The 24,718-nt window shown below is 72.8% G+C and carries 21 protein-coding genes; 8 read left to right on the top strand and 13 right to left on the bottom strand.

Annotated features, from left to right (window positions below; all coding sequences use genetic code 11):
- The coding region (locus tag HQ603_RS13575; protein ID WP_222685044.1) for an alcohol dehydrogenase catalytic domain-containing protein at window positions 1-514 on the bottom strand (514 nt) is incomplete at its 3' end.
- Between the two features lie 120 nt (window positions 515-634).
- On the opposite strand from HQ603_RS13575, the gene HQ603_RS13570 reads away from it, so the two are divergent.
- A complete protein-coding gene (locus HQ603_RS13570; RefSeq protein ID WP_222685043.1) occupies window positions 635-1,252 on the top strand; it encodes a hemerythrin domain-containing protein in 618 nt (205 codons plus the stop codon).
- 1 nt (window position 1,253) lies between these two features.
- On the opposite strand, the gene HQ603_RS13565 is transcribed toward HQ603_RS13570, so the two are convergent.
- Window positions 1,254-2,207: a fumarylacetoacetate hydrolase family protein gene (locus HQ603_RS13565; protein ID WP_222685042.1), complete on the bottom strand. Its 954-nt coding sequence runs from the start codon at window positions 2,205-2,207 to the stop codon at window positions 1,254-1,256.
- Window positions 2,204-3,412, bottom strand: coding sequence for a polysaccharide biosynthesis protein (locus tag HQ603_RS13560; RefSeq protein WP_222685041.1), 1,209 nt, complete (start codon window positions 3,410-3,412; stop codon window positions 2,204-2,206). Before HQ603_RS13560 ends, HQ603_RS13565 begins: the two co-directional genes overlap by 4 nt.
- Before the next feature lie 9 nt (window positions 3,413-3,421).
- Between HQ603_RS13560 and HQ603_RS13555 the strand changes: the two genes are divergently transcribed.
- Window positions 3,422-5,131 carry a hypothetical protein gene (locus tag HQ603_RS13555; RefSeq protein ID WP_222685056.1) on the top strand — a complete coding sequence of 570 codons (1,710 nt, stop codon included), beginning with the start codon at window positions 3,422-3,424 and terminating at the stop codon, window positions 5,129-5,131.
- Here the strand turns inward: HQ603_RS13555 and HQ603_RS13550 are convergent.
- The gene (locus HQ603_RS13550) at window positions 5,058-6,305 is read right to left on the bottom strand and encodes a glycosyltransferase family 4 protein (RefSeq protein ID WP_222685055.1); all 1,248 of its coding nucleotides are present in this window, start codon (window positions 6,303-6,305) and stop codon (window positions 5,058-5,060) included. The genes HQ603_RS13555 and HQ603_RS13550 overlap by 74 nt on opposite strands.
- Window positions 6,306-6,432: 127 nt before the next feature.
- Here HQ603_RS13550 and HQ603_RS13545 point away from each other — a divergent pair, with 127 nt between their 5' ends.
- Window positions 6,433-7,188: a class I SAM-dependent methyltransferase gene (locus HQ603_RS13545; RefSeq protein WP_308126525.1), complete on the top strand. Its 756-nt coding sequence runs from the start codon at window positions 6,433-6,435 to the stop codon at window positions 7,186-7,188.
- Between the two features lie 17 nt (window positions 7,189-7,205).
- Window positions 7,206-8,156: an ROK family protein gene (locus HQ603_RS13540; protein WP_222685039.1), complete on the top strand. Its 951-nt coding sequence runs from the start codon at window positions 7,206-7,208 to the stop codon at window positions 8,154-8,156.
- Window positions 8,157-8,325: 169 nt separating this feature from the next.
- On the opposite strand, the gene HQ603_RS13535 is transcribed toward HQ603_RS13540, so the two are convergent.
- The 4 genes from HQ603_RS13535 to HQ603_RS13520 form a co-directional block, all read right to left on the bottom strand.
- Window positions 8,326-10,155, bottom strand: coding sequence for a phosphoenolpyruvate carboxykinase (GTP) (locus HQ603_RS13535; protein WP_222685038.1), 1,830 nt, complete (start codon window positions 10,153-10,155; stop codon window positions 8,326-8,328).
- Between the two features lie 210 nt (window positions 10,156-10,365).
- Entirely contained in the window at window positions 10,366-10,689 is a 324-nt protein-coding gene (locus HQ603_RS13530) for a DUF6802 family protein (RefSeq protein WP_261773829.1), read from the bottom strand.
- Window positions 10,690-10,767: 78 nt separating this feature from the next.
- On the bottom strand, window positions 10,768-12,066 hold the full coding sequence (locus HQ603_RS13525; protein ID WP_222685036.1) for a hypothetical protein: 1,299 nt from the start codon (window positions 12,064-12,066) through the stop codon (window positions 10,768-10,770).
- Window positions 12,063-12,674 carry a hypothetical protein gene (locus HQ603_RS13520; RefSeq protein WP_222685035.1) on the bottom strand — a complete coding sequence of 204 codons (612 nt, stop codon included), beginning with the start codon at window positions 12,672-12,674 and terminating at the stop codon, window positions 12,063-12,065. Before HQ603_RS13520 ends, HQ603_RS13525 begins: the two co-directional genes overlap by 4 nt.
- A 195-nt stretch (window positions 12,675-12,869) precedes the next feature.
- On the opposite strand from HQ603_RS13520, the gene trmB reads away from it, so the two are divergent.
- The 3 genes from trmB to HQ603_RS13505 are packed head-to-tail and all read left to right on the top strand — an operon-like array spanning window position 12,870 to window position 17,427.
- Entirely contained in the window at window positions 12,870-13,622 is a 753-nt protein-coding gene (trmB, locus tag HQ603_RS13515) for a tRNA (guanosine(46)-N7)-methyltransferase TrmB (RefSeq protein ID WP_222685034.1), read from the top strand.
- A gap of 48 nt (window positions 13,623-13,670) precedes the next feature.
- Window positions 13,671-14,378, top strand: a complete 708-nt coding sequence (locus HQ603_RS13510) for an NYN domain-containing protein (RefSeq protein WP_222685033.1) — start codon at window positions 13,671-13,673, stop codon at window positions 14,376-14,378.
- Window position 14,379: 1 nt separating this feature from the next.
- The gene (locus HQ603_RS13505; protein ID WP_222685032.1) at window positions 14,380-17,427 is read left to right on the top strand and encodes an MMPL family transporter; all 3,048 of its coding nucleotides are present in this window, start codon (window positions 14,380-14,382) and stop codon (window positions 17,425-17,427) included.
- Here HQ603_RS13505 and HQ603_RS13500 read toward each other — a convergent pair.
- From HQ603_RS13500 to HQ603_RS13480, 5 genes are all read right to left on the bottom strand, one after another.
- Window positions 17,393-19,258 carry a DUF2339 domain-containing protein gene (locus tag HQ603_RS13500; protein WP_222685031.1) on the bottom strand — a complete coding sequence of 622 codons (1,866 nt, stop codon included), beginning with the start codon at window positions 19,256-19,258 and terminating at the stop codon, window positions 17,393-17,395. The genes HQ603_RS13505 and HQ603_RS13500 overlap by 35 nt on opposite strands.
- Window positions 19,259-19,485: 227 nt before the next feature.
- On the bottom strand, window positions 19,486-20,100 hold the full coding sequence (locus HQ603_RS13495; RefSeq protein WP_222685030.1) for a DUF1707 SHOCT-like domain-containing protein: 615 nt from the start codon (window positions 20,098-20,100) through the stop codon (window positions 19,486-19,488).
- Between the two features lie 38 nt (window positions 20,101-20,138).
- Window positions 20,139-20,801, bottom strand: coding sequence for a response regulator (locus HQ603_RS13490; RefSeq protein ID WP_222685029.1), 663 nt, complete (start codon window positions 20,799-20,801; stop codon window positions 20,139-20,141).
- Window positions 20,774-21,913, bottom strand: coding sequence for a MacS family sensor histidine kinase (gene macS, locus HQ603_RS13485; RefSeq protein WP_222685028.1), 1,140 nt, complete (start codon window positions 21,911-21,913; stop codon window positions 20,774-20,776). The genes HQ603_RS13490 and macS overlap by 28 nt, the downstream gene beginning before the upstream one ends.
- On the bottom strand, window positions 21,888-23,066 hold the full coding sequence (locus HQ603_RS13480) for an AI-2E family transporter (RefSeq protein ID WP_308126522.1): 1,179 nt from the start codon (window positions 23,064-23,066) through the stop codon (window positions 21,888-21,890). The genes macS and HQ603_RS13480 overlap by 26 nt, the downstream gene beginning before the upstream one ends.
- Window positions 23,067-23,224: 158 nt before the next feature.
- Between HQ603_RS13480 and HQ603_RS13475 the strand changes: the two genes are divergently transcribed.
- Window positions 23,225-24,688, top strand: coding sequence for an adenylate/guanylate cyclase domain-containing protein (locus HQ603_RS13475; protein WP_222685054.1), 1,464 nt, complete (start codon window positions 23,225-23,227; stop codon window positions 24,686-24,688).
- Window positions 24,689-24,718 lie beyond the last annotated feature (30 nt).

Below are 24,718 nucleotides of genomic sequence, written 5' to 3'. Positions count from 1 at the left end.
ACGCGGTGTCGTTCGACGTCGCCACCACCCGCGCCCGACGATGCACCGCCCGCCACGCCGTCGCATAGCGGCAGCCGAGGGTGGCGGCGACGTCGAACGACACCGCGTCGGGCAGCGCCACCAGATTGGTCTCCGCGTAACGCACCGCGACGAACTCGGCGAACGACCCGTCGTGGGTGAACCCCGGCTGCTCCTGCCGCACGCACACCTGCTGCTCCCCCGCCGCGCACTCGGCGCACCGACCGCACGCGCACACGAACGGCGTGGTCACCCGCTGCCCGAGCCACGCGCGGTCCACCTCGCTGCCCACCGACACCACCGTGCCCGCGAACTCGTGGCCCGGGACGAACGGCAGCCGAACACCGTCGTCGTGCCCCTGCCAGGCGTGCCAGTCGCTACGGCACACCCCCGTCGACGCCACCGCGATCACGGCCCCGTCGGGCGCCGCATCGGGCCGCGGCACCTCCCGAACCTCACCGGGCCGGCCGAACTCCTCGATCACCAGGGCGCGCATGCGTACTTCTCTACACGGGTCCCGGTGCGTGGGGTGCGGCCACCTGCGCGGGTTCCGGTCACCTGCGCGGGTTGCAACCGGTGAGAGTGGCGGAAACCCGAGAAGACCGATTCGCGAGACATGGTCATCATCCACAGCGTGTTCCGGCGGGAGCTCCGACTCGCCCCGGACATGGTGCGTGCGGTGCCGGACGGCGACACCACCCGGTCGGGAGTGGTGGCGGAGCACCTCACCGATCTGCTCGACCTCCTGCACCATCACCACGAGGGCGAGGACCAGCTGCTCTGGCCCAAGCTGCGGGAGCGGGCCGCGGAGTTCACCGACCTCTTCGACTCCATGGACGCCGACCACGGCAGCATCGGCTCCTCCATCGACGCCGTGCAGTCGGCGCTGCGGGACTGGGCCGGAACGGCCGACCGCGCCCACGGTGACCGTCTGGCCGACGCGCTCGACGCTCTGCTGCCCCCACTCGTGGACCACCTCGACCGGGAGGAGGAGCGCATCCTGCCGCTGGTGGACGAGCTCCTGACCCCGCAGGAGTGGGGTGAGCTCGGCGCCCGCGGGTTCGGGCTGCTGCCGCCGCAGAAGGCGATGATCGTGCTCGGGCAGATGGCGGAGGACACCCCGGAGGAGAACTGGGACGTCTTCTTCTCGCACCTGCCCGAACCGGTGCAGCAGGCGTACACCACCATCGGCGCGCCCGCGTACCTCGACTACGTCGGCACCGTCCGAGGCTGACTCAGGTCGGCTCCGCCACGGTGTTGGTGACGGACCCGATCTTCTCGATCGACAACGACACCCGGTCGCCGGGACGGATCCACCGGTCCAGTTCGAGTCCGCAGCCCGACGGCAGGGTCCCGGAGGACAGCGCTTCGCCCGGCCCGACGGTCTCGCCTCGGCTGGCGTACGCCAGTGCGTCGGCGATGGACCACCGGGCACCCGCGGTGCCGGTGGAGGACCACACCTCGTCGTTGACGGTGACGGTGCCGGTGAGATCGCCCAGGACGGGCAGGATCTCGTCGGCCGTGACCACCTCGGCGCTCATGGAGCTCGCGAACGTCTTGGTCTTGATCACCGGTCCGAACGGTCCCTGACGCTGCTCCACCCACTGCACGTCGCGGGCGCTGAAGTCGTCGAACACCACGAAGCCACCGATGGCGGCCTCCGCCTCGGCGGCGGTGGCGTCACGAACGGGCCGCGCGACGATCGCCGCGTACTCCAGTTCGAAGTCGAGCTTCTCGGTGTAGCGCGGCCACGGCATGGGATCCCCGTCGCCCACGACGGTGAGGTGATTGCCGGTGTAGTACACCGGGTGTCGGTCGAACTCGGCGCCGGGAGCGAGGGGCGGGAACGTCCGTCGGGTCACCGCGCGATACGCCCGGGCGAGCGGAATCACCGCGGGGAGATGGTGTTTCACCATCGTGGTCGCGGCCTGGCTCCAGTGCTGCTCCCACCCGGCGAAGCACCGGAGCGAGCGCGGCTCGAAGGCCGTCGACGCCGTGCGCTCGGTCGACGGCGCACCCTCGCGGATCGCCCGCTGGACCACCGCCGACGCCGCGTCGCGGACGCGTTCGCCGCCGGCGAGAAAGTCCACCACCGACGTCGGCACGCCGTCCGCGCCGCCCGTGTCGTACCACCGTCCCGACGCCTCGTGCAGCACGTCGACTCCGGCCCGTCCCCGTCGAATCCTCATTGCGACACCCCCTTCCCCGATCCAAACACACGGCGCGGGGCCAGAGCCACGGCTGACGTCACAACGGTTGCCACTGCAGCACCGCACAACGCCACAACGACCAACGACGTCGGGGACTCGGCGACGACGACGATCGCCGCGGCCTGGGCGATCACGACGATCCAGGCCAGCGCCGCGGGCCGGGTGTCGCCGCGGGCGACCGACGCGAGCAGCGCGCACTGCACCACCGACAGCAGGGCCCCCTGCGCGGCGAACAACCACAGCAACGGGGCGGCGGTGGCGTACTCCGCGCCGAGGACGACGGTGACCAGGGGTGCGGCCACCGCGACGCCGGCCACGACCACGGTGCCGATCGCCCCCAGCACGGCGAGTGCGCTGCGCACGGCGGCGGTGGACGATCGCGGGTCGGCCATGCGGGGGTAGAGCACCACGCCGACCGCCGCCGGCAGCCAGAACGCCGCCTTCGCCGCGACGGCACCGAGGGCGTAGATGCCGGCCTGCTCGGGGTCGAGCACCCGGCGCGCGAGCAGCAGGTCCACCGACGTCAGCAACACGAGAACCAGTTGCACCTGCGACGCGGCCAGCACGTCGCGCAGTCGGCCCACGACGTCGCCGGTCGCGACGTCACGCCGGCGGTCGGCGATGAGCCGCGCGAGCAGGACCGCGCCCATCGACCCCGCCGCACTCGCGAGCAGCGCGGGCCCGGCCGACGCACCGAGCACGAGGGCGAGCACGGCAGGCAGCACCTTGCCCGCGCCGGCCGCGCCGAGCACCACCCCGAGTTCCCGGAATCGCGAACCACCCTGCAGCACACCCTGTTCCGTGGCCAGGAGCACCAGCACCGGGGCGCTGACGACGGCTGCCGCGACCGTGACCGCCGCGATGCCGAGCAACGCCGACAGCACCGGCACCGCGGCGGCCGCGACCACGGTCACCCCGCCGGCGCACCAGCGGCCGGTGCGCCGCAGCGACTCCCGGCTGCGGCCGTGCACCGCGTCGCGCGCGACGACGGTCTGCAGCGCCAGCGCCGGAACCGCGAGCACCAACTGCGCGGCGAGGAGCGGGCCGAACTCGCCGTAGCCCGCGGGACCGAGCAGGTCGGCGGCCACCAGCTGCAGGCCGTAGGACGCGACGTTGGCGAGCATCGATCCCGCCGTCACCATACTCACCCCGGCCGCCACGGCGGAGGCGCGCGCAGGGATCATGCCCTCATGATGGCAGGACCGAGTACCCGCGTTCGGGTGGGCACGGCGGCCTGGTCCGTGCTGCTCGCGGCGCTCGCGCTCGGGCCGCTGCTCGGCGCGCTGGTTCCGGGCGGCGGCCACCTGCTGCTGCGCGACGCCGTGACGACGCCGCGTTCGTACCTCACCGACTCCGCGCTCGGCCTCGGCGAGGGCGCGGCGCGGGCCGTCCCGCAGGACGCGGTCGTGGCGACGCTCTCGTCGGTGATCGACGGCGGGACCCTGGTCGTCGGCATCCTGCTGCTCGCGCTGGCGGGGGCGGGCATCGGCGCCGGCGCGATGATCGCGCGTCTGCTGGACACGACGGCGGCGGCGCCGCGGGTGGTCGCCGCCACCGTGGCGATCTGGAACCCGTACGTCGCGGAGCGGTTGCTGCAGGGGCACTGGAGCCTGCTGGTGGGCTACGCCGCGCTGCCGTGGACCGTCGTCGCGGCCGCGGCCCTCCGTCGCACCGTCACCGTCCGCGGTGTCGCCGCGCTGGTGCTGTGCCTCGGCGTCGCCGGTCTCACGCCCACCGGCCTGCTGCTGAACGCCGTCGCCGCCGCGGTGGTCGTCCTCGCCCCGGGAGCGCCTCGCCGCCTCCCCGTCGGCCTCGTTCTCGCCGCGACCGCGCTGCTGTCGACGCCCTGGTCCGTGCCGGCATTCACGTCGGGGGCGGGCGCGGCGTCGGATCCGGCCGGGGTGGCGGCCTTCGCGGCGCGCGCGGAACCGGGGCTGGGCACCGTCGGGGCCCTCGCCGGCCTGGGTGGGATCTGGAACGCCGACGCGGTGCCGTCGTCCCGCACCACGGGGTGGGCGCTGGTCGGCACCGCGGCACTCCTGGCGGTCGCCGCCGCGGGGGTGCCCGCGCTCCGGCGACGACGCACCCCGACCGTCGTCGCCGTCACCGGTCTCGGGCTCGTCGCCGTGCTGCTCACCGCGCTGGCGGCGACGCCGGTGGGTCTCGACGTCGGTCGCTGGGCCGCCGACTCCGTCCCCGGCGCGGGACTGCTGCGCGACGGCCAGAAGTGGGTCGCGCTGTGGATGCCGGGTCTCGCGCTCGCGGCCGGAGCGGCCACGCTCCGATTCCGGTGGCGCGCGGCCGTCGCGGCGACGGCGATCGTCGTCGCCGCCCTGCCCGACCTCGCGTGGGGCGTCGGCGGCGCCCTCCGGCCGGTGCACTACCCGGACGACTGGGCGCGCCTGGCCGCGGCGATCGGCGCGTCCGAGCGGGACGTGGCGGTGCTGCCCGCGGGCACCTTCCGGCAGTTCGCGTTCAGCGGCGACGTCCCGGTGCTCGACCCGGCCCCGCGGTGGCTCGACGCCGACGTCCTGCAGACCGGTGACCTGCCCGTCGGCGGGCGCCTGGTGTCGGGCGAGGGCGACCGCGCCCGTGCCGTCGAGCAGCAGCTGTTGTCGGGGCGAGCCCCCGATCCCGCGCTCGGCGTGGGGTGGGTCCTGCTCGAGGTGACCTCCCGCGGGCAGGTCGGCCGCGTCGACGAGGCCGTCGCCGCGCTCGACGAGGTGGACGTCGGTCCCGAGTTCCGGCTCTACCGCGTGCCCGACGCGATCACGCCGCCCCCGGCCGACCGCACCGCCGCCGTCGTCGCCCACCTGGTGTGGGCCGGACTCACCCTCGCGGCCGCGGGGATCGCGGCGTCGGGAGCGCTCGGTTCTCGACGCGGTCGACCGGGTCCCCGGTGACCAGACCGGCGACGACGGTGCCGTCGGCACGATCCCGCAGCACCGACGCGACCGCATCGGCGCACTGCGCCCAGGAGAACTCCTCCGCGCGGTCGCGCGCCTTCTCCCCCAACTGACGACGACGCCGGTCGTCGTCGATCAGGTCTCGGACGGCGTCGGTCAACTCGTCGACGTCGCTCGCCCGCGCGAGCCACTCGTCCCCGACCAGCGCACCGGTGACGCCGTCGACCACCGAGTCGGTCAGTCCGCGCGAGTGCCGGTACCCGACCGTCGGCACGCCGTGCTGCGCGGCCTCGACGACGGCGAGTCCCCACCCCTCCTTGCGGGAGGGCAGGACGTGGACCCAGGCCCGCGAGAGGATCTCGTGCTTGCGGCGCTCCGACACGTGCCCGTGGAAGGTGACCGCGTCGGCCACCCCGCGGCTGCGTGCCCGGGCGCGCAGTCGGTCCTCCCACCATCCGCCGCCGACGACGTCGAGACGCAGGGCCGGGCGCTCGACGCGCAACCGGGCGACGACGTCGATCGCGTCCTCGATCTGTTTGTGCGGCACCAACCGGGACAGCACGGCGAGCGTGGGGACGTCGGCGCGCGTGCCGGCATCTCCCGTGGCGAGGCCCGCGGGCAGCTCGTCGACGCCGTTGCGGACGACCGCGACACGGTCCCGGTCGACGCCGAGTGCCACCAGTTCGTCCGCCGACGGCAGGGACACGGTGAGGTACTGCGCGGACCGGTGTACCCGCGGGGACACCCTCGACTCGAGGAACCAGCCCAGGCGCGCCATGACCCGCCCCGCGACGGGCCACTGCTCGCGGTGGCAGTGATGGACCAGCACCGTCACCGGGGCGCGCGTCACCAGCCGCGCGAAGAAGGGGATGCCGTTCTGGGTGTCGACGACGGCGTCGGGACGCATCCCGGCCAGCGGACCGACGCCCCAGCGACCGGCGACGATCGCCGCGAGCGCGCGCGGGTAGACCGTCAGGCGCCCGCCGGCGCGGCTGATGCGCACGCCGTCGCGCATCTCGGTGCGCGGCGCACCCGGGTAGGCCGCGGTGCGCAGGGTGACCGCGACGCCCTGCGCCGCGAGTCCGGCGCCGACGTGTTCGAGATAGCGCTCGCTGCCGCCGCCCTGAGGGTGCCCGGTGTCGCGCCAGCACAGCAGCAGCACCTCGCGCAGCTCGCTCACACCCGTCACCTCCCGGCTCGCCCGGTAGGTGAGTATGCCAAGCTCGCTCGGCCTCCGTGCGGCCGGACGGTTACAGTCGGCAGCCGTGCCGATCCGCCGCAGCGCCCGTCCGTCGGCGGTGACGGCCGCCGTCGCCCGCCGCGCGACCCTCGCCCGGTCGGTGTCGCTCGTCCGCGAGTTCGGCTACGAGCAGTCCGATCCCGCCCGCTTCTACGGCGCCCTCGCCGACGACACCGCCCGCATGGTCGACGACCTGTGGTACGGGGCCACCGACACCACGCTGGACGGCCGCACCGTCCTCGACGTCGGCGGCGGTCCGGGCTACTTCGCGGACGCGTTCGCCGCGGCGGGCGCGACCTACGTCTCCGTCGAGCCCGACGCCGGCGAGATGCACGCCGCCGGTCTCGACGCGCGCGGGTCCGTCCGCGGTTCGGGCACCGCCCTGCCGTTCCGGACCGACAGCGTGGACCTCTGCCTGTCCTCGAACGTCGCCGAGCACGTCGCCCGCCCGTGGGACATGGCGGAGGAGATGCTCCGCGTCACTCGGCCGGGCGGCGTCGTTGTGCTGTCGTACACGCTGTGGTGGGGCCCGTTCGGTGGTCACGAGACCGGGCCCTGGCACGTTCTCGGCGGGGAATACGCCGCCCGGCGGTACGCCCGCACGCACGGCCGCGAACCGAAGAACCGCTACGGCACCTCACTGTTCCCGATTCGCGCGTCTCACGGATTGCGTTGGGCGCGAACGTCGTCCAACGGTGAACTGCTCGCCGCGTTTCCCCGCTACCACCCGCGCTGGGCGTGGTGGAGCGTGCGCGTCCCGGTGTTCCGCGAGGCGGCGGTGAGCAATCTGGTGTTGGTGCTGCGCGCGCGCTGACGGTTAGGGTGGCTCGGATGACCGCACCGCGCACCCGCCCCACGTCCGCCGCCGGTCCCGCGCGAACCGGTCGCGCTCTCGCCCTCGACATCGGCGGCACCAAGTTCTCCGCCGCCCTGGTCGACGACGACGGTCGCCCCGGTGAGCCCGTCGTCGTACCCACCCCCACCGAGAACGTGTGGGCGGCCTGCGAGGAGCTGCTCCTCACCGTCGTGGCCGACGCGGACGTCGAACCCGACGACGTCATCGCCGTCGGCATCGCTGCCGCCGGTCCCGTGGACACGGTGGCCGGTTCGGTGAGTCCGATCAACATCGCCGAGTGGTACGAGGGCTTCGGCGTCGTCGACGCCGTGCGGGCGCTCTTCCCCTCCGCCGCAGTCGATCTCGCCCTGGACGGTGCGTGCGCGGCCCTGGCCGAGCACCGATTCGGCGCCGCCCGCGGGTACGACGACGTGCTGGGCATGGTCGTGTCCACCGGCATCGGCGGCGGCGTGATCCTGGGCGGACGTCCGGTCGGCGGCCGCAGCGGCAACGCCGGTCACGTGGGACACATCGTGGTCCCGGGCTCCGTCGACCCGTGTACCTGCGGCGGCATCGGCTGCGTCGAGACGGTGGCCAGCGGTCCGAACGCGGTGCGCTGGGCCCGCGAGAACGGGTGGGAGGGCGAGACCGGTCAGGACCTCGCCGAGGCGGCCCGCGCGGGCGAGCCGCTGGCCGTCGCCGCGCTGCAACGGGCGGGCGTCGCGCTGGGACAGGCCATCTCGTCCGCCGCGGCCCTGCTCGATCTCGACGTCGCCGTGGTGGGCGGCGGCTTCAGCGCGGCGGGCGACGCCCTGTGGAATCCGCTGCGCGAGACCGTCGCGCTGCACGCACGCCTGGGATTCCTCGCCGACTTCACCGTGGTGCCCGCCGAGCTGGGCGGCATCGGAACCCTCACCGGCGCAGCGATTCTCGCCCGCGGCGCCTGAGACGACGGAACGCCCCGACCGACCCTCGCGTCAGGGTGCCCGGACGCACACAGGTCGGTCGGATCGCCGGGTTCCCGTCGGTTCGGTCGACTCGTGTGCCGTGGCGCACGCCCCGTCACGAACGAACGCCCCGACCGCGAGGGCCGGGGCGTTCGTGACGCGGGGTGGATCAGGCGTTCAGCCGCTGCTTCAGCGCCTCGAACTCGTCCTTGATGCCGGTGGGCAGCTTCTCGCCGACGAAGTCGAACCACTCCTCGATCAGCGGGATCTCCTGCTTCCACTCGTCGACGTTCACGGCCAGCGCCTCGGCGACGTCGTCGACGGAGACGTCGAGTCCGCTGATGTCCAGCGCGTCGGCCGTCGGCACCACACCGACCGGGGTCTCGACGCCCGCGGCCTTGTGCTCGATCCGCTCGACGATCCACTTGAGCACGCGGGAGTTCTCACCGAACCCGGGCCACAGGAAGCGCTTGTCGTCGCCGCGGCGGAACCAGTTGACGTAGAACACCTTCGGCAGCTTCGACTCGTCGGCGTTCTTGCCGAGGTCGATCCAGTGCTGGAAGTAGTCACCGACGTTGTAGCCGAGGAACGGCAGCATGGCCATCGGATCGCGGCGGATCGCGCCGACGGTGCCCTCGGCGGCCGCGGTCTGCTCCGAGCCCACGGTCGCGCCCATGAACACCCCGTGCTGCCAGTCGCGCGCCTCGGTCACCAGCGGGACGGTGGTCTTGCGACGCCCACCGAACAGGATCGCCGAGATCGGCACACCCTGCGGGTCGTCCCACTCCGGGGCCATCGACGGGCACTGTGCCATCGGCACGCAGTAGCGCGAGTTGGGATGCGCGGCATTGGTGCCCGACTCCGGGGTCCACTCGTTGCCCAGCCAGTCGGTGAGGTGCTGCGGGTCGCCCTCGAGGCCCTCCCACCACACGTCGCCGTCGTCGGTCAGGCCGACGTTGGTGAACACGGCGTTGCCCTGGTCGATGGTGCGCATCGCGTTGGGGTTGGAGTCCCAGTTGGTTCCCGGCGCCACGCCGAAGAAGCCGAACTCGGGGTTGACGGCGTACAGACGACCGTCCTTGCCGAAGCGCATCCAGGCGATGTCGTCACCGATGGTCTCGGCACGCCACCCGGGCACGGTCGGCTGGATCATCGCGAGGTTGGTCTTGCCGCACGCGGACGGGAACGCCGCGGCGATGTAGTAGGCCTTGTCCTCCGGGGAGATCAGCTTGAGGATCAGCATGTGCTCGGCCAGCCAGCCCTCGTCGTGGGCCATGGCCGACGCGATGCGCAGCGAGTAGCACTTCTTGCCCAGCAGCGCGTTGCCGCCGTAGCCCGAGCCGTAGCTCCAGATCTCGCGGGTCTCCGGGAAGTGCGAGATGTACTTGGTGTCGTTGCAGGGCCAGGGCACGTCCTGCTCGCCCTCGGCCAGCGGGGCACCCAGCGAGTGCAGCGCCTTGACGAAGAAGCCGTCGTCACCGAGCTTGTCGAGCACCGCCGAGCCCATGCGGGTCATCACGCGCATGGAGACCACGACGTACTCGGAGTCGGTGAGCTCGACGCCCAGCTTGGGGTCCTCGGCGTCGAGGGGTCCCATGCAGAACGGAATGACGTACATGGTGCGGCCGCGCATGCAGCCGCGGTACAGCTCGGTCATGGTGGACCGCATCTCGTCCGGCGCCATCCAGTTGTTGGTGGGGCCGGCGTCGATCTCGCGCTCGGAGCAGATGTAGGTGCGCGACTCGACGCGCGCGACGTCCGACGGGTCGGAGTTGCCCAGGAAGGAGTTCGGCTTCTTCTCCGCGTTCAGACGGGTGAAGGTGCCGGCCTCGACGAGCTGGTCGGTGAGCCGCTCCCACTCCGCGTCCGAGCCGTCGGCGAACACGATGCGGTCGGGTTCGGTCAGCTCGGCCACCTCGCGCACCCACGCCAGCAAACCGGCGTGCGTGGTCGGCGGGGTGCCGTCGGTTCCGTCGAGACGCGGAAGAGTCGCGGTCATCTTGTCTCCAATACGCGGGCTGATCCCGAGCGCCCTGCGCGCATCCGGGTTTTTGCGAACGCGTCAGCGCAGGGCCACGAGTGTCCTGGATTCACAGGCTAACGCCGTGACGACACCGGGAGGGCCATCGGGTCTGTCCGATCTGTCACAGAACCGATTCAGTAACCTCGGCGAAATCGTTGCTATGTCAGGACATTCGAGCCTCGTCCGTCACAGCGACCCGCGATCCACCACGGTCCACGCCACGTCCCCGATCCCGGCGGCCGCGCCCGGCTCCCACGCGACGAAATCGCCGTCGTCCTCGATCGTGGTCACCCGGTCCGCGAGGCCGTCCCCGTCGAGATCCGCCGCGACGATCATGCCGTCCTCACCCGAGCCCAGCGCGCCGCGCAGCACCATCGTGTCGGCGACCCCGTCGCCGCCCACGTCCACGCTCGGATGGAACTCGAACTCCGACCCCGGGTCGACACCGGGCGACGCGCCGCCACCGCACCCGACGTCACCGAGCCCCACCGATCCGTCCGCCCACTCCATCACTCGGCCCTCCGTTCGCGCGCACACCCGTCGTGGTCGTTGGACGCAGCCGAGCGCCCGTCGGTTCCCGTGCTCGCGTCACCGACCCGCCCGCGCTCCGGCGATCTCCGCGAGCGCACCGTCGAGCACCGCCAGGTCACGCTCGTACGCGGCGGCCCGCGCCGCCGCCCGCGCTCCGACCCGCCGAATCTCGGTGTCGATACCCGCGAGTTCGGACTCCCGGCGCGCGGCGTCCTCCCGCGCCGCCGCGGCCGCACGATCCGCCGCCTCCGCCTCCGCCGTCATCACCGCCACGGCGACGTCGCGCTCCCAGGCCGCGGCCGTGTCGGCCACGACGTCGAGCGCCCAGCGACGCTCGGTCCGCACCCGTCCCGACCGCCGACGCGACCACGTCACCACCGCCGTCAGCACCGCCGCGACGGTCGCCCCGAGCACGACCGCGCCGACACCGCCGACTCCCAACGCCCACGTCGACGCGCGCCCGGCCCCCGCGCCCGCGGACAGGGCCAGCACGACGGCGACCCCGTCGTCGGCGCTCAACCGCACGTCGGGCCGCGGCCGGGCGACGTCGGTGCGGCCCACCACCGGCACCGACGTCGGCGCCGGCCCACCGAGCAGCCGGGCCACCGCGGCGGCGGTGTCGCGCGCGAGAGCGTCGGACGCGGTCTCGACGAGAGTCGTCACCACCGCCGCACCGCCCGCACCCCCGGCACGTCGACGCATCCTCGGCGCGTCGTCGATCACCTCCAGGACCTGCCCGGTCAGGGCACGGCGCAGTTCCCCGATGCGATGCGCCAACTCCACCCGGGTGTGCGCCGCCGCCCGACGCGGATCCGACGTCCCCGCCTCGCGACGATCGGCGGCCACGCGTCGCCGACGCTCCCGGAGTGCCTCGACCTCGGCCGCCGCCGTGTCCGCCCGCGCCGCCGCGAGCAGTGCCGTGCGCGCCGCCCGCAGCGGCGCCGCGTCGTCGGCACCGGGCTCGTCCGCGACCGGCGCGGACTCCGCGCGCACCGCCGCCGGGAGCGCATCGGTCGTGGTGACCGTGACCCGGTGGACGTGCGCCACCCGCGAAAGGACGTCGGTCCGCACGGTGTCGGCGCAGCCGTCGTCCACCACGATCACCGTCGTCTGCGGCGAGAGTCCGCGCAGCCGGTCCGCCATCTCCCGGCCGACCGGCAGCGTCGGATCGGGCAGGACGACGACGGTCCCGGCGACCCCGGGTCGCCCACCACCCGAGAGCCCCACGGCACGCCGCACCGCATCACCGTCGATCCCGGGAGCGACGATCACGGCGATCGACCCGTCGACGGCCTGATCTCCGGCCGGGCGATAGCGCGCGAGCACGCGGGCGACGTCGGGCCGCTCGGTGATCATCGCGAGCCCCGCACCGACATCACCACGGGGTCGCGCAGGAAGGTCTCGACCGCCGCACGGGTCGCCGGCCGCGCCGCCGCGACGATCTCGAGGTCGCCGCACAGCACCCGGTGACGACGTCGTCGGGCCTCGATCCGCGCCGCCTCCCACCACCGCACGATCGCGTCGAGGTCGTCGCCGCGGACCGGGGCCGCGTTCGCCGAGCCCGACCGGTCCGGCACGCTCGGGCGAAACGGCAGGTCCGGGCGCCCCACGACCGTCAGGGTCGGCGCCGACCCCCGCGCGGCGAGAAGCGCGCGGTCCGCGGCGGTGATCTCGCGCGCCACCACGTGCAGGAGGACGTCCTGGTCCAGCACCGGTGCGGGCGCATCGGGTGCGTCCACACCGTGCACCTCGAGCAGCGGGCCCGCCGCGACGATCGACCCGCCGCGCTCGGACAAAGCGGCGATCAGCGTCGACTTCCCGGCCCCCGGTCGCCCGGTGACGCCGGTGACGACGCCTCCGCCGGCGCGGGCGATCACCGCCGCGATCGCGTCGTCGTCGGTGGCCGCGGTCACCCTCCGCACCGCCTCCGCGAACGCGTCGGTACTCGTCTGCTCGTCGGACACGGCTGCTCCCCCCGTTCGTGCAGACGCCGAGCCCGTCCGCACTCCCTCGTGCGCCGACCCCCCGTCGCGCGCAGCGGTGACATGGTCGCACGCACGCTGTGACGCCGCCCGAAACGTCGTGATCCCACCCGGAGTCTCGACCTCGGGTCGAGACCCGACTGGGATCGAGCGTCCGAATGAGGGACACTGGTGGCCATGACAGAACCCCGTGCCCTGGACGAGCGCCCCGCCGGCGACGTCCCGACCGGCGGCTCCCGTCTGTATCCCCGGGTCACGAGTTTCCGGTCGCGCCGCGGCGCGCTCACCGAGCCGCAGCAGGCGTCCTGGGACCGGATGTGGCCGACGATCGGCCGCGAGGTAGCGGACGAGCCGCTGGACGGCGACGCGTGGTTCGGCCGATCCGCCCCGCTGGTCCTCGAGATCGGGTCCGGCACGGGCACCGCGGCGCTGGCCATGGCGGCCGCGGAGCCGCACGTGAACCTGGTCGCCGTCGAGGTCTACCGCCCCGGCATCGCGCAGACCGTGCAGGGCGTCGAGCGGGCCGGGCTGACCAACCTGCGCATTCTGCGCGGTGACGCCGCCGACGTCCTCGAGAACATGGTCGCCCCGCGCTCTCTCACGGCGGTGCGGGTGTTCTTCCCGGACCCCTGGCCCAAGGCTCGTCACCACAAGCGTCGCTTCCTCAAGGCGTCGACGTTCGCGTCGATCTCGGACCGCCTCCGCGCGGGCGGCATCCTGCACGTCGCCACCGACCACGCCGACTACGCCGAGTGGATCGCCGAGGTCGGCGATGCCGAGCCGAGCCTGACCCGCCTGCCGTTCGATCCGAGCACCCGTACCGTCGAAGGGTCGCCGGTCTCGGTCGATCGTCCGGTGACCAAGTTCGAGGACAAGGCCAGGCGGGTGGACCGCGCGGTCACCGAATTCGTCTGGACACCCCGGGCCTGACCCGCGTCGGCCCCCGAGCCGCCGCCCCCAGAGAGCGAGAGACCGAGAATGAGCCTGGATTCCCCGAGCGTCGACGACGTACGTGGCGACGGTGTCGCGCTTCCCGACGGCGGTGATTCTCGCCATACCAAGCGGGTGCTGCTGGTGTGGGACGCCCCGAATCTCGACATGGGACTGGGCGCGATCCTCGGTGGCCGTCCCACCGCCGCCTACCGGCCGCGGTTCGATGCGCTTGGTCGATGGCTGCTCGGCCGCACCGCCGAGCTCTCCGCCCGCGAGACGGCCACCCTCGAACCCGAGGCCACCGTCTTCACCAACATCGCCCAGGGCAGCGCCGACGTCGTCCGCCCATGGGTGGAGGCGTTGCGTAACGTGGGTTTCGCGGTCTTCGCCAAGCCGAAGATCGACGAGGACAGCGACGTCGATTCCGACATGCTCGCCCACATCGACCTCCGCGCGCAGGATCACGGTCTCGCCGGCGTGGTGGTCGCCTCCGCCGACGGCCAGGCCTTCCGGGTCCCGCTGGAGGAGCTCGCCGCCGCCGGGATTCCGGTGCAGGTCCTCGGGTTCCGGGAACACGCCAGCTGGGCCGTCGCGTCCGAGACGCTCGAGTTCGTCGACCTCGAGGACATCGCGGGTGTGTTCCGCGAGCCGCTGCCGCGCGTGAGCCTGGACGCCCTGCCCGACGAGGGTGCCTGGCTCCAGCCGTTCCGTCCGCTGTCCGCCCTGCTCGTCGGGCGTCAAGGAGTGTCCTGAGTTGTTCTCGAGATGGGGGAACCTGGTTCACCGGGCGCGGTTCACCGTGCTCGGTGTCATGGTGGCGTTCCTGCTGGGCCTCGCCGCGTACGGCGCGAGCCTGAACGACCACCTGAGCCAGAGCGGGTGGGACGATCCGGGCTCGGAGTCCGTGCACGCCGCCCGCACCGCGGACGGCACCTTCGGCCGGGACAGCTCCGGTGACGTCGTCGCGCTGTACACCGCCCCCGCCGGGTCGACGGTCGACGACCCCGAGTTCACCCGCACCATCGCCGACGCCCAGAACGCCATGGTCGCCGAGCACCCGGACAAGATCGCCAAGATCAACGTCAGCTACTTCCAGCAACGCCTCCCCGCGCTCGCGTCGCCGGACAAGACGAAGGCGATCGCGACCTTCGCGATCGTGGGCGACAACGACACCGAGCTGACCAACAACTTCCGCGACGTCAAGGACGCCTTCGAGATTCCCGGCGTCGACGTGCAGTTGGCCGGTCTGCAGCCGATCGCGGGCGCCCTGAACGACACCATGGCCGGCGACATCAAACGCATGGAACTGCTCGCCATCCCGGTGGTCGGGGTCCTGCTCTTCTTCGTGTTCGGCGGCGTCGTCGCCGCGGCTCTTCCGCTGGTCATCGGCGGTCTGACCGTGGTCGCCGCCAACGGCATGGTGCGGTTCTTCACCAACTTCGTGCCGGTCAACAGCTTCGTCGCGCCCGTGGTCTCCCTGATCGGCCTCGGTCTCGCGATCGACTACGCGCTGTTCATCGTCAGTCGGTTCCGTGAGGAACTCGCCGACGGACGCACGACGGGCCAGGCGGTCCAGCGTTCGGTGATGACGGCGGGCCGGACGGTCGTGTTCTCGGCGACGATGATCGTCGCCAGCCTCGGCGGGCTGCTGCTGTTCCCGCAGGGCTTCCTCAAGTCGGTCGCGTTCGGCGCCATCTCCACCGTCGCGCTCGCCGCGTTGACCGCCATCACGATCCTGCCCGCGATGCTCTCGGTGCTGGGCAAGCGCATCGACATGCTCGGGCTCAAGAGCATGCGTCAGACCAAGACCACCGAGGAGATCGAAGCCGGCCGGTGGGGCCGCCTCACCCGCTGGGTGATGCGCAACCCGATCAAGGTCACCGTGCCGATCGTGCTCGGCCTGCTCCTGGTCACCCTTCCCGTCGGCTCGATCAAGTTCGGCGGCATCAACGAGACCTACCTGCCGCCGGACAACCCCACCCGCGTCGCGCAGAACGTCTTCGACGAGAACTTCCCGACCTACCGCACCGAGCCGCTGAAGATCGTGCTCGAGAACGCGGAGGGACCGCAGCTCGGCGCCGTGCTCCGCGAGGCCTCCAACGCTCCCGGCCTGGTGGAACGCTTCTCCATCGACCGCAACGAGAACGGCGTCGCCGTCCTCTCGGCGGGCCTGGTCGACCGCAACGTGTCGACTCCGGCCATCGACTACATCCGCTCGATCGACGTTCCCGACGGCGTTCGCCTTTCGGTCGGCGGTACTCCCGCGATCGAGCAGGACTCCATCACCGCGCTGATCGACCGACTACCCCTCATGGCGACGTTGGTGGTTCTGGTGACCACCCTGCTGATGTTCCTCACGTTCGGCTCGTTGGTGCTGCCGCTCAAGGCCATCCTCATGACCACGCTGGGGCTCGGCGCGACGCTGGGCTTCCTGACGTTCATCTTCGTGGACGGCATCGGGTCCGAGCTGCTGAACTTCTCTCCCGGCCCGATCATGGCCCCGGTGCTGGTGCTGATCATCGCGATCATCTTCGGCCTCTCCACCGACTACGAGGTGTTCCTGCTCTCCCGCATGGTCGAGGCCCGCGCTCGCGGCGCCAGCACCTCCGAGGCGATTCGCGTGGGCACCTCGCACACCGGACGCATCATCACCGCGGCCGCGCTCATCCTCATCGTCGTGACCGGCGCCTTCGCGTTCTCCGAGCTCGTGATGATGAAGTACATCGCCTACGGCATGATCTTCGCGCTGATCGTGGACGCGACGCTGATCCGCATGTTCCTGGTGCCCGCCACCATGAAGCTGCTCGGCGACGACTGCTGGTGGGCCCCGCAGTGGATGAAGCGACTGCAGGAGAAGATGGGTCTGGGCGAGCCGATCCTCGACGACGACCGCATCCCGGCCGACGTCCCCGAGGTGGTCGCCATCGGCACCGTTCCGCCGCCCGCCCGCGTGCGCGAGCCGGCCAGGGTCCGGGAACCGCTGACCCAACCCATCCCGCGGTCCGTCCCGGGCCCCGTGCGGTCCGAGCCGGCCCGTCCCGAACCCGCCCGAACCGTCCCGGCCCAGCCGGAGCGCCCCCGCCCCGCACAGGCGGAGCCGGAGCGGCCCGTTCCCGCGCAGGCGGAGCCGGAGCGGCCCCGTCCGGCGGAGCCAGTCCGACACGAACCCACTCGCCCCACGCCCGCGCGAGCGGACGGTCCCCGTCGCGAATCGCCGCGGCCCATCGAGAGCTGGCTGGCCGAGCTGCGCACGCCGGCCACCGAGCGTCGCGTCGCCCCGCGGGACGAGCCGGCCGCCGAGTCGGCGTCCCCGACGCCCTCGGCGCCGTCGACCACCGGGCGGAACGGGTCGAACGGCAGCACCGGCAGCAATGGCGCGAACGGGCACGGCTCCAACGGCAATGGTTCCAACAGCAGTGGCTCGAACGGTCGTGGCTCGAACGGCGACCACGGCACCGCCGGGTCCGACCTCGACGCCTGGATCGCGGGCCTGCGCCTGGGTTCCACCGACACCCGCGACACCCCTGCCCGCGACACCCGCGACCGCGACATCCCTGCCCCGGCGTCGGAAGTCCCCGATCGGGCCTCGGAGGACGACGTCCCCGCGCCGGACGCCACCGCGCCCGCCACACCCGACTCCCCCGCACCCGACGCCCCGGCGCCGGACACCACATCGCCGGGGCAGACCCCGCCCGCAGGTGGACGCCGTCGTGCCCGCGAGGCCGACGGTGGGGGTCGGCATCACGGGCAGTCGGGCGCGATCAGCGTCAGCGAGTTGCTGGCGCGTCAGCGTCGGCAGTAGGCCGCGCCGTCGTCGTTCCGGGCCCGGTGCCCAGCCGCTCGGCGAACACCCGCGCGTAGCGGGTGCCGGCTGCGAGCAGTAGGGCGCCGACCACCAGGAACGCGATCGCCCGGGTGACCCCGCCGGTCGCGGCGAGGTCGAACAGAAACAGCTTCGCCAGCGCCGCGCCCGCCACCGCGAGTCCCGCGGCGAGCAGCGTGCGAGCGTGGTTCGGGCGTGCCAGTCCCCGCGCGAGCAGCGCCACGGCGACGGAGGTCCACAGCACCGTTCCGATCCCGTGGCCGGCCACCGCGCCCGCCCGGCCGCCGAGCAGCGCACCGGCGACGACCGTGGTGGTCACCGCCGCGGCGAGCCCGACCACGGCGAAGCATCCGGCGACGATCACGCGGACCGCCTCGTCGGGCAGCATCCGGAACCCGACGACGCATCCCGTGATCGTCGTCGCGACGGCCGCGATCGAGCCGACCACGGCCCAGCCGCCGAGAGTCGTGGCCGCCGACGGCGAGAGGGTGGCGTCGAGCGACCATGCGTCGGCGTATCCGGCCACGCCGAGCGCGGCGAGCGCCACCCCGATGCCGTACAGGGGGAGCGACGACAGCCGGTGCGCGGCGATCATCGCCGCGCACGCCACCGCCATGAGGGCGGGAAACGCGAGGTCGCCGGGGGTGGCGGCCACGACGGCCACCGTGGCGGCCAGGGCGGTGGGGAGGGCGAAGGCGACCCGCGTCGACATCGGTCGATCGCTCTGCAGCACGAGGAATCCGGTGGTCAGCGCGACCGCGACGGCCACCACGGTGGTCACGGGCCGCGGCAGGAGGCTCGCCGCCGCCAGCAGGGTTCCCGCGGTGGCGACGACGCCGGCCAGTGTGGTCGGGTCGGCCGGACTGCGGCGCAGGACGAGTCGAGCCGACGCGACCGCGCCGACGAACGCCGCGACCGCCACCAGCAGAACCGGCCAGCGCGGACCGTCGGCGCCCATCGAGATCGACGCGGCCGCAACGGTGAGCGCGAGAACGACCGGTGCCGTCCGGACCGCTCGCAGGACGGCCCAGGACCGTGTCGCGTCGACGGGGACGGCCGCGAGATGGACGACGACGAGCGCGACCAGCAGGGCCGGGGACAGGCCACCGGTCACCACCGGCGCGAGGAGAGCCACCCCCGCCACGACGAGGACGGCCAGCAGCTGCGAGGACCAGCGCAGCGCGACGGTGACCCCGAGCGCGGCGACACCGAGCCCGAGAACGACGCCGAGCGGTGCGACCACCCAGCCGTAGAGGGCGGTGACCGCGGCGACGGTGAGGTAGAGACCGGCGAACCCGGCCGCGGCTGCGGCGACGGCCCCGATCCGACCGCCGGGCCGAGACACGACGCGGGACGCCGCACCGATCAGCCCCGCGGAGACCGCGACGCCGGCGGCGACACGGAGCGGGGGTCCGAACCATCCCGCACGCGCCGCGAGGACGACGAGCATGACGACGCCGACCAGGGTCACCGCCGCACCGGCGACGGCCAGGATGCGGCTGACGACGCCGTCGCGCTGCCACCACGGAACGGTCGGCACGGGCGGGGCGGGCGGCGCGCTTCGGGGCGGGGTCGGCGGCCGGTACTGCGGCGGTGGTGAGGGCAGCGGCGGCGGTGAGGGCAGCGGCGGCCGGGCGACATTCGGGGGCTGGATCGGCGGGGGGAGCTGGGCCGACGAATAAGGCTGGGTCTGCGGCTGAGGTTGGGCGAGGCGGGCGAGGTCGTGGGCGACTCGGCCGAGACGCTGGTGCAGCGCGGCGACCTCGCCGGCCAGGGCATGGACCGTGAGAGGAGCGGGAGCAGGAGTCATGACTCGATGCTCGCCCGTCGCGGACCCGCCCGGAATGGGGGAAACTACGCACTCGCCCCCGGCGTCTACTCGAGTGGTTCCCGCTCAGCCTTCCGCCATCCTCACCGGTTGCAACCCGTGCAGGTGACCAGAACCTGCGCAGGTGCGGACCTACTCGGGTTCCCGCCATCCTCACCGGTTGCACCCCGCGCAAGTGACCGGAACCTGCGCAGTTCGACCGGGGCAAGTCAGCCGAGCATGCGCTTGATGGTGACGCCGAAGGGGTGCTTGGCCGTCACCGATCCCATGCGGGTCCGCCCCCGGATCTCGAGGTGCAGGGAACAGTCGTCGCGGCGACCGCGCACCTTGTTCTCGGCGCTGCCCGCCACCGCCTGCAGCCCGTCCATGTTCACCGACACACCCTCGGGCACGATGATCGAGACGGAGCTCATGTAGTCGTCCACGTCGATGACGACGGTCGACGAATGCACGGTGGCGTCGACGAAGTTCAGCGTCACCGACCCCATGCGGGAGCGCACCCGCAGCAGGCGGGGCACGTCCCACGCGCCGGACCGGGTGACCGACGACAGCGTCGCCTTCACCGTGGCCTCGTCCGCGCCGCCGACGGACGACACCACCGGCCCACGCGAGATCGATTCCGGCGCAGTCGAACCCGACAGTTGGATGCCGGGCAGATCGATCAGCACGGCGTTCAGTTCCCCGCGCGTCTTCGCGGCCAGGGCGGTGTCCATCCGTTCGGTGTACTCCCCGAGGGACAGCATTCCCTGACCGACGGCACGCTGCAGCAGTTCGCCCACGTGGTTGCGCTCGGCGTCGCTGACCCGCAGTTCCCTGTCGTCCATGCCGCCAGAATACCGATCCGTCCGTTCCGCCGGGACCGTCAGTCGAGGCCGCGCTCGACGGCCCACCGGGTCAGTTCCACGCGGTTGGCCAGGTGCAGCTTGCGCAGCGTCGACTGCACGTGGTTCTCCACCGTGCGGTGGCTGACGTGCAGTCGGGCCCCGATCTGCTTGGCGGTCAGCCCTTTCGCCACCATCCGCAGTACCTCGGTCTCCCGCGCGGACAGGCTGTGCTCGGGTGGCGGCGCCTCGGGACCGGCGGCCATGCGCCGGTACTCGCCGAGCACCAGTCCGGCGAGTCCCGGGGTGAACACGGCGTCGCCGCGAGCGGTGGCACGCACCGCCGCCTCGAGCTCCTCGGCCGACGCGCTCTTCACCAGATAGCCTGTGGCCCCGGCCTTCACGGCCGCGAGGACGTCGTCACGCTCGCCCGACGCGGACAGCACCAGCACCCGACTGCGCGGCGACGCGGCGATCACCGCGGCGGTGGCGGACGCCCCGTCCCCGTCCGCGAGGTTCATGTCCATGAGCACGACGTCCGGGGCCGTCACCGCGGCCCGACGCGCCGCTGCCGACTCGCCGTCGGCCGTCGCGACCACCTCGAGGCCGCGCGCGGCGAGGTCGCGCGCCACGCCGTCCCGCCAGAGCGGGTGGTCGTCGACCACCATCACGGAGATCACGTGATCGGTACCGTCAGTTCCCATTCCGTTCCTTCCCCTGGTCCCGTGATCAGCTCGGCGCGTCCGCCCACCGCCTCGAGACGCCCGACGATCGACGACGCGATGCCCAGCCTGCCCTCGGCGCGGGCGGCCGCCACCCGCGCGGGGTCGATGCCGGGCCCGTCGTCACGCACGCTGACGACGACGGCGTTCCCGTCGTCCTCGATGGAGACGTACACGGCGGCGTCGGGCGCGTGTCGGTGAGCGTTGTCGACGGCGGCCACGACCGCGGCGACCAGTTCCCGGCGGAGGTCGCCCGCGACCGTCACGGGCTCGGACGGCGCGGCGACCGTCACCTCGGGACCCACCACGGCCCGCACGGCAGCCGTGAGGTCACCGGCGCCGCCCCGGGTGTCGGAGTCGTGAGCTGCGGTGCCGGACAGCAGCTTCCGCAGTGCGCGCTCCTGTTCGGCGGCGAGCGTGCCGAGTTCCGCGGCCGGTCCCCCGAGTTCGCGGCCCCGCCGGTTGACCAGCGCGAGCACCTGCAGCACGCCGTCGTGCACCTCGCGGGCGAGCCGCTCCCGCTCGGCGGTGGCCGCCGCGAGGGCGACCGCCTCGTCGAGACGCGCCCGTGCGGATCGCGCGATCCGCGCGGCGAGGCCCAGCGCGAGACCGACGGACAGCAGGATCGGCCCCGTGGAGTCGCGCCAGAGGTCGGCGTCGAGGTTCCCCCGGACGACGGCGATGGCGACGGTCATCGTCAGGGCCGACGCGACGCCGACGCGAGGACCGCCGAGCAACGCCGCCGCGACCACGGCGTTCGCCACCCAGATCGTGGTGGGGAGGACCTGGTGGTCGCGTCGCCAGTCGGGTCCCGCCACCGCCACGGTCGAGACGATCAGGGCGAGGGTGATCAGCTGATCCGCGGCGACGAATCCCGGTCGGACGGACGGTGTCACCGCCGCGGTCACGGCGACACCGGACCACAGGACCACCACGGCGACGAGGGCGTGGGACCAGCCGACGTCGTACTCGTCCTGGACCACCAGGTGGAATCCCACCGCATAGACCACGGTGAGCAGCCGGAACGCCGCCGCGGCGCGCCAGAGCGGCCCGTCGGCGCCCGCCGGGTCAGTCGGTGTCGCCGTCGATCTCACCCTTTCGCAACCGCTGCGTCTCGGGCACGGGGTCGGCGGCGTCGGCCGGGAACATCGGTTGCGACGGGTCGGCCTCGGCGAGCTCGTCGTACGCGTCCTCGGGGTCGTCGGCGAGCAGCGACCGCACCGCCGTGTTGGCCATCGCGACCAGGGGCACGGCCAGGAGCCCGCCGATGATGCCGGCGAACACGATGCCGGTCGCGATGGCGAGCACCACCGCCAGCGGGTGGATGCGGACGGCGCGGCCGAGCAGCAGCGGCTGCAGGACGTGCCCTTCCAGTTGCATGACGGCCACCACGATCGCGAGGGCGATCAGCGCCGTCACCAGACCCTTGCTGACCAGCGCCACCAGCACCGCGACGAACCCGGTGAGCACCGCGCCGACGATCGGGACGAAGGCTCCGATGAACACGAGCGTGGCCAGGGGCAGCGCGAGCGGCACCCCCAGGACGGCCAGCCCGGCGCCGATGCCCACGGCGTCGGCCGCCGCGACGACGACGGTGGCCCGGACGTACCCGACCAGCGAGCCGAACGCCTGGCTGCCGGCGACGCGAACGCGGCGACGTGCACGCGTCGGCGCGAGCCGGGTGACGAACTCCCAGATCTGCTGGCCGCCGTAGAGGAAGAAGATGAGGGTGAAGAGCAGGAGGAGCGTTCCGGTGAGAATCTCGCCGATGGTCGCCGCGGTGGTCAGCGCCCCGGAGGTGAGCGCCTCCTGGTTGGACTGCAGCGACCGCACCACCGAGTCGCCCGCGGACCGGATCTGGTCCTGGCTGAAGTGCAGCGGACCGTCGGTGAACCACTGCTGGAGCGAGGTGATGCTGCCGGTCACCTTGTCGGTGAGGGCCGGCAGGCCCTCGATGAACTGCTCGACGACGAAGGTCAGGATGCCGACGACGAGCCCGATGCTGCCCAGCACCGCGACCACCACCGCGAGGACCCGCGGAATGCCCCGCCGGTGCAGCCAGTCGACGAGCGGAAGGAGTAGCGCCGAGGCGAGCAATGCCAGCCCGACGGGCACGACCACGCTCTCGAGACGCTGCACCACGATGCCGAGGGCGACCAGGCCCGCGAAGAGCACCAGCAGGCGCCACGTCCAGGCCGCGCCGACCCGCACGATCGGATGTACCGAGGCCGCCGGATCGTCCGTCACCGACCGAGCGTAACCACATCGGACGAGCGGCGACCACCGCTTCCGGACCGGCGGGGACGGTTGGTGCTCCGGTGTCGGTCGGCCCCGGTAAGTTTTGTCCTGTGCTGGTGCCCGTGCGTGCGGTCGAGAGGACTCTCCGGAGTCGCTGGCCGCTGTACCTGGCATCGATGCTGCTCGCGAATCTGCTGGGCGCGATCCTGGTCTTCGCCTTCGTGCGTTACGGCCTGCCGATCCCGGAGAACCAGTCGATCGTCGTCGACCGGGTCCGCAACGTCGTCATCTTCGGCGCGTACCTCGTCTTCGCGGCCGTGGTGAGTCTGGTGACGGCGGCGATCATGCTGCGCAGCGTCATGCACTGGCAGCTGCGCGGCGGCCCGCCCACGCGCGCCGAGCAGATGGCGGCGCTGCACGCCCCGCTGCGCCAGGCCATCGTGCACCTGGTGCTGTGGATCGTGGGCGGCATCCTGTTCATGGTGCTCACGGCGGCGGAGATGCCGTCGCTGGCCGTCGCGGTGGCCGTCACCGTGGCCATGGCCGCGGCCATCACCTTCGGTTTCACCTACATGCTGGGCGAGCGCATCCTGCGGCCGGTCGCGGCGCAGGCACTCAGCGAGGGCCGGTTCGACCGCACCATGACGCCCGGCGTGGGCACCCGCATGGCGATGACGTGGGGGCTGGGGACGCTCATTCCCGTCACCGGCATCCTGCTGCTCTGCGCCACGCAGCTCACGACGGACCTGGTGTTCTCCCCCGACGCGCTGGCCATCGCCATCGCGCTGCTGTGCATCCTGGCCATCGTGCAGGCGTTCTGCCTGTCGATGCTGACCGCGAGTCAGATCTCCGATCCCATCCGGCAGCTGCGCCGGGCGATCGAGCGGGTGCAGCGGGGCGACACCGAGGTCCAGGTCGAGGTGTTCGACGGCAGCGAGATCGGGCGTCTGCAGGTCGGGTTCAACCGGATGATGCAGGACTCGTCCGAGCGCAAGGTGCTCCGCGAGCTGTTCGGTCAGCACGTCGGCGAGGACGTGGCGCGTCGGGCGCTGCAGTTCGGCACCGAACTCGGCGGCGAGACGCGCTTCGTCGCCGTGCTGTTCGTCGACATGGTCGGCTCCACCGCGGCGGCGTCGGAACGGCCGCCGGGCGAGGTGGTCGACCTGCTCAACGATTTCTTCCGAGTCGTGGTCGACGTGGTCGATCGTCACCACGGGTTCGTCAACAAGTTCGTCGGCGACGCCGCGCTCGCCATCTTCGGGGCGCCGCTGGACCGTCCGGACGCGCCGACGGCGGCGCTGTCCGCGGCGCGGGAACTGCGCTCCGAGCTGCACGGCATCGTGGGCCTCGACATCGGCATCGGCGTCTCCGCCGGGTTGGCGGTGGCCGGCAACATCGGCGCGCAGGAGCGCTTCGAGTACACCGTGATCGGTGACCCGGTGAACGAGGCGTCGCGGCTGACCGAGCTCGCGAAGTTCCAGCCGAGCCGAGTTCTCGCGTCCACCTCGGCGCTGTACTTCGCCGACGAGGACGAGCAGTCGCACTGGGAACTCGGCGAGAAGGTGCAGTTGCGCGGCCGCCGTCGCGCCACGCATCTGGCCACCCCCGTCGTCTATCCGGATCCGCGCTGACCGGTCTCGCTCGTCACCCGAGCCCGACGG

Origin of the sequence: Rhodococcoides corynebacterioides (assembly GCF_019834675.1) — a bacterium.
Classification (GTDB): domain Bacteria; phylum Actinomycetota; class Actinomycetes; order Mycobacteriales; family Mycobacteriaceae; genus Rhodococcoides; species Rhodococcoides corynebacterioides_A.
The sequence above is the reverse complement of the archived record's forward strand: the minus strand, read 5'-3'. Positions and strand labels throughout refer to the sequence as shown.

Coding starts and splice junctions, on each gene's coding strand:
- HQ603_RS13570 (WP_222685043.1), top strand. CDS start 635: ATGGTCATCATCCACAGCGTGTTCCGGCGGGAGCTCCGACTCGCCCCG.
- HQ603_RS13565 (WP_222685042.1), bottom strand. CDS start 2,207: ATGAGGATTCGACGGGGACGGGCCGGAGTCGACGTGCTGCACGAGGCG.
- HQ603_RS13560 (WP_222685041.1), bottom strand. CDS start 3,412: ATGATCCCTGCGCGCGCCTCCGCCGTGGCGGCCGGGGTGAGTATGGTG.
- HQ603_RS13555 (WP_222685056.1), top strand. CDS start 3,422: ATGGCAGGACCGAGTACCCGCGTTCGGGTGGGCACGGCGGCCTGGTCC.
- HQ603_RS13540 (WP_222685039.1), top strand. CDS start 7,206: ATGACCGCACCGCGCACCCGCCCCACGTCCGCCGCCGGTCCCGCGCGA.
- HQ603_RS13535 (WP_222685038.1), bottom strand. CDS start 10,155: ATGACCGCGACTCTTCCGCGTCTCGACGGAACCGACGGCACCCCGCCG.
- HQ603_RS13530 (WP_261773829.1), bottom strand. CDS start 10,689: ATGGAGTGGGCGGACGGATCGGTGGGGCTCGGTGACGTCGGGTGCGGT.
- HQ603_RS13525 (WP_222685036.1), bottom strand. CDS start 12,066: ATGATCACCGAGCGGCCCGACGTCGCCCGCGTGCTCGCGCGCTATCGC.
- trmB (WP_222685034.1), top strand. CDS start 12,870: ATGACAGAACCCCGTGCCCTGGACGAGCGCCCCGCCGGCGACGTCCCG.
- HQ603_RS13510 (WP_222685033.1), top strand. CDS start 13,671: ATGAGCCTGGATTCCCCGAGCGTCGACGACGTACGTGGCGACGGTGTC.
- HQ603_RS13500 (WP_222685031.1), bottom strand. CDS start 19,258: ATGACTCCTGCTCCCGCTCCTCTCACGGTCCATGCCCTGGCCGGCGAG.
- HQ603_RS13495 (WP_222685030.1), bottom strand. CDS start 20,100: ATGGACGACAGGGAACTGCGGGTCAGCGACGCCGAGCGCAACCACGTG.
- HQ603_RS13490 (WP_222685029.1), bottom strand. CDS start 20,801: ATGGGAACTGACGGTACCGATCACGTGATCTCCGTGATGGTGGTCGAC.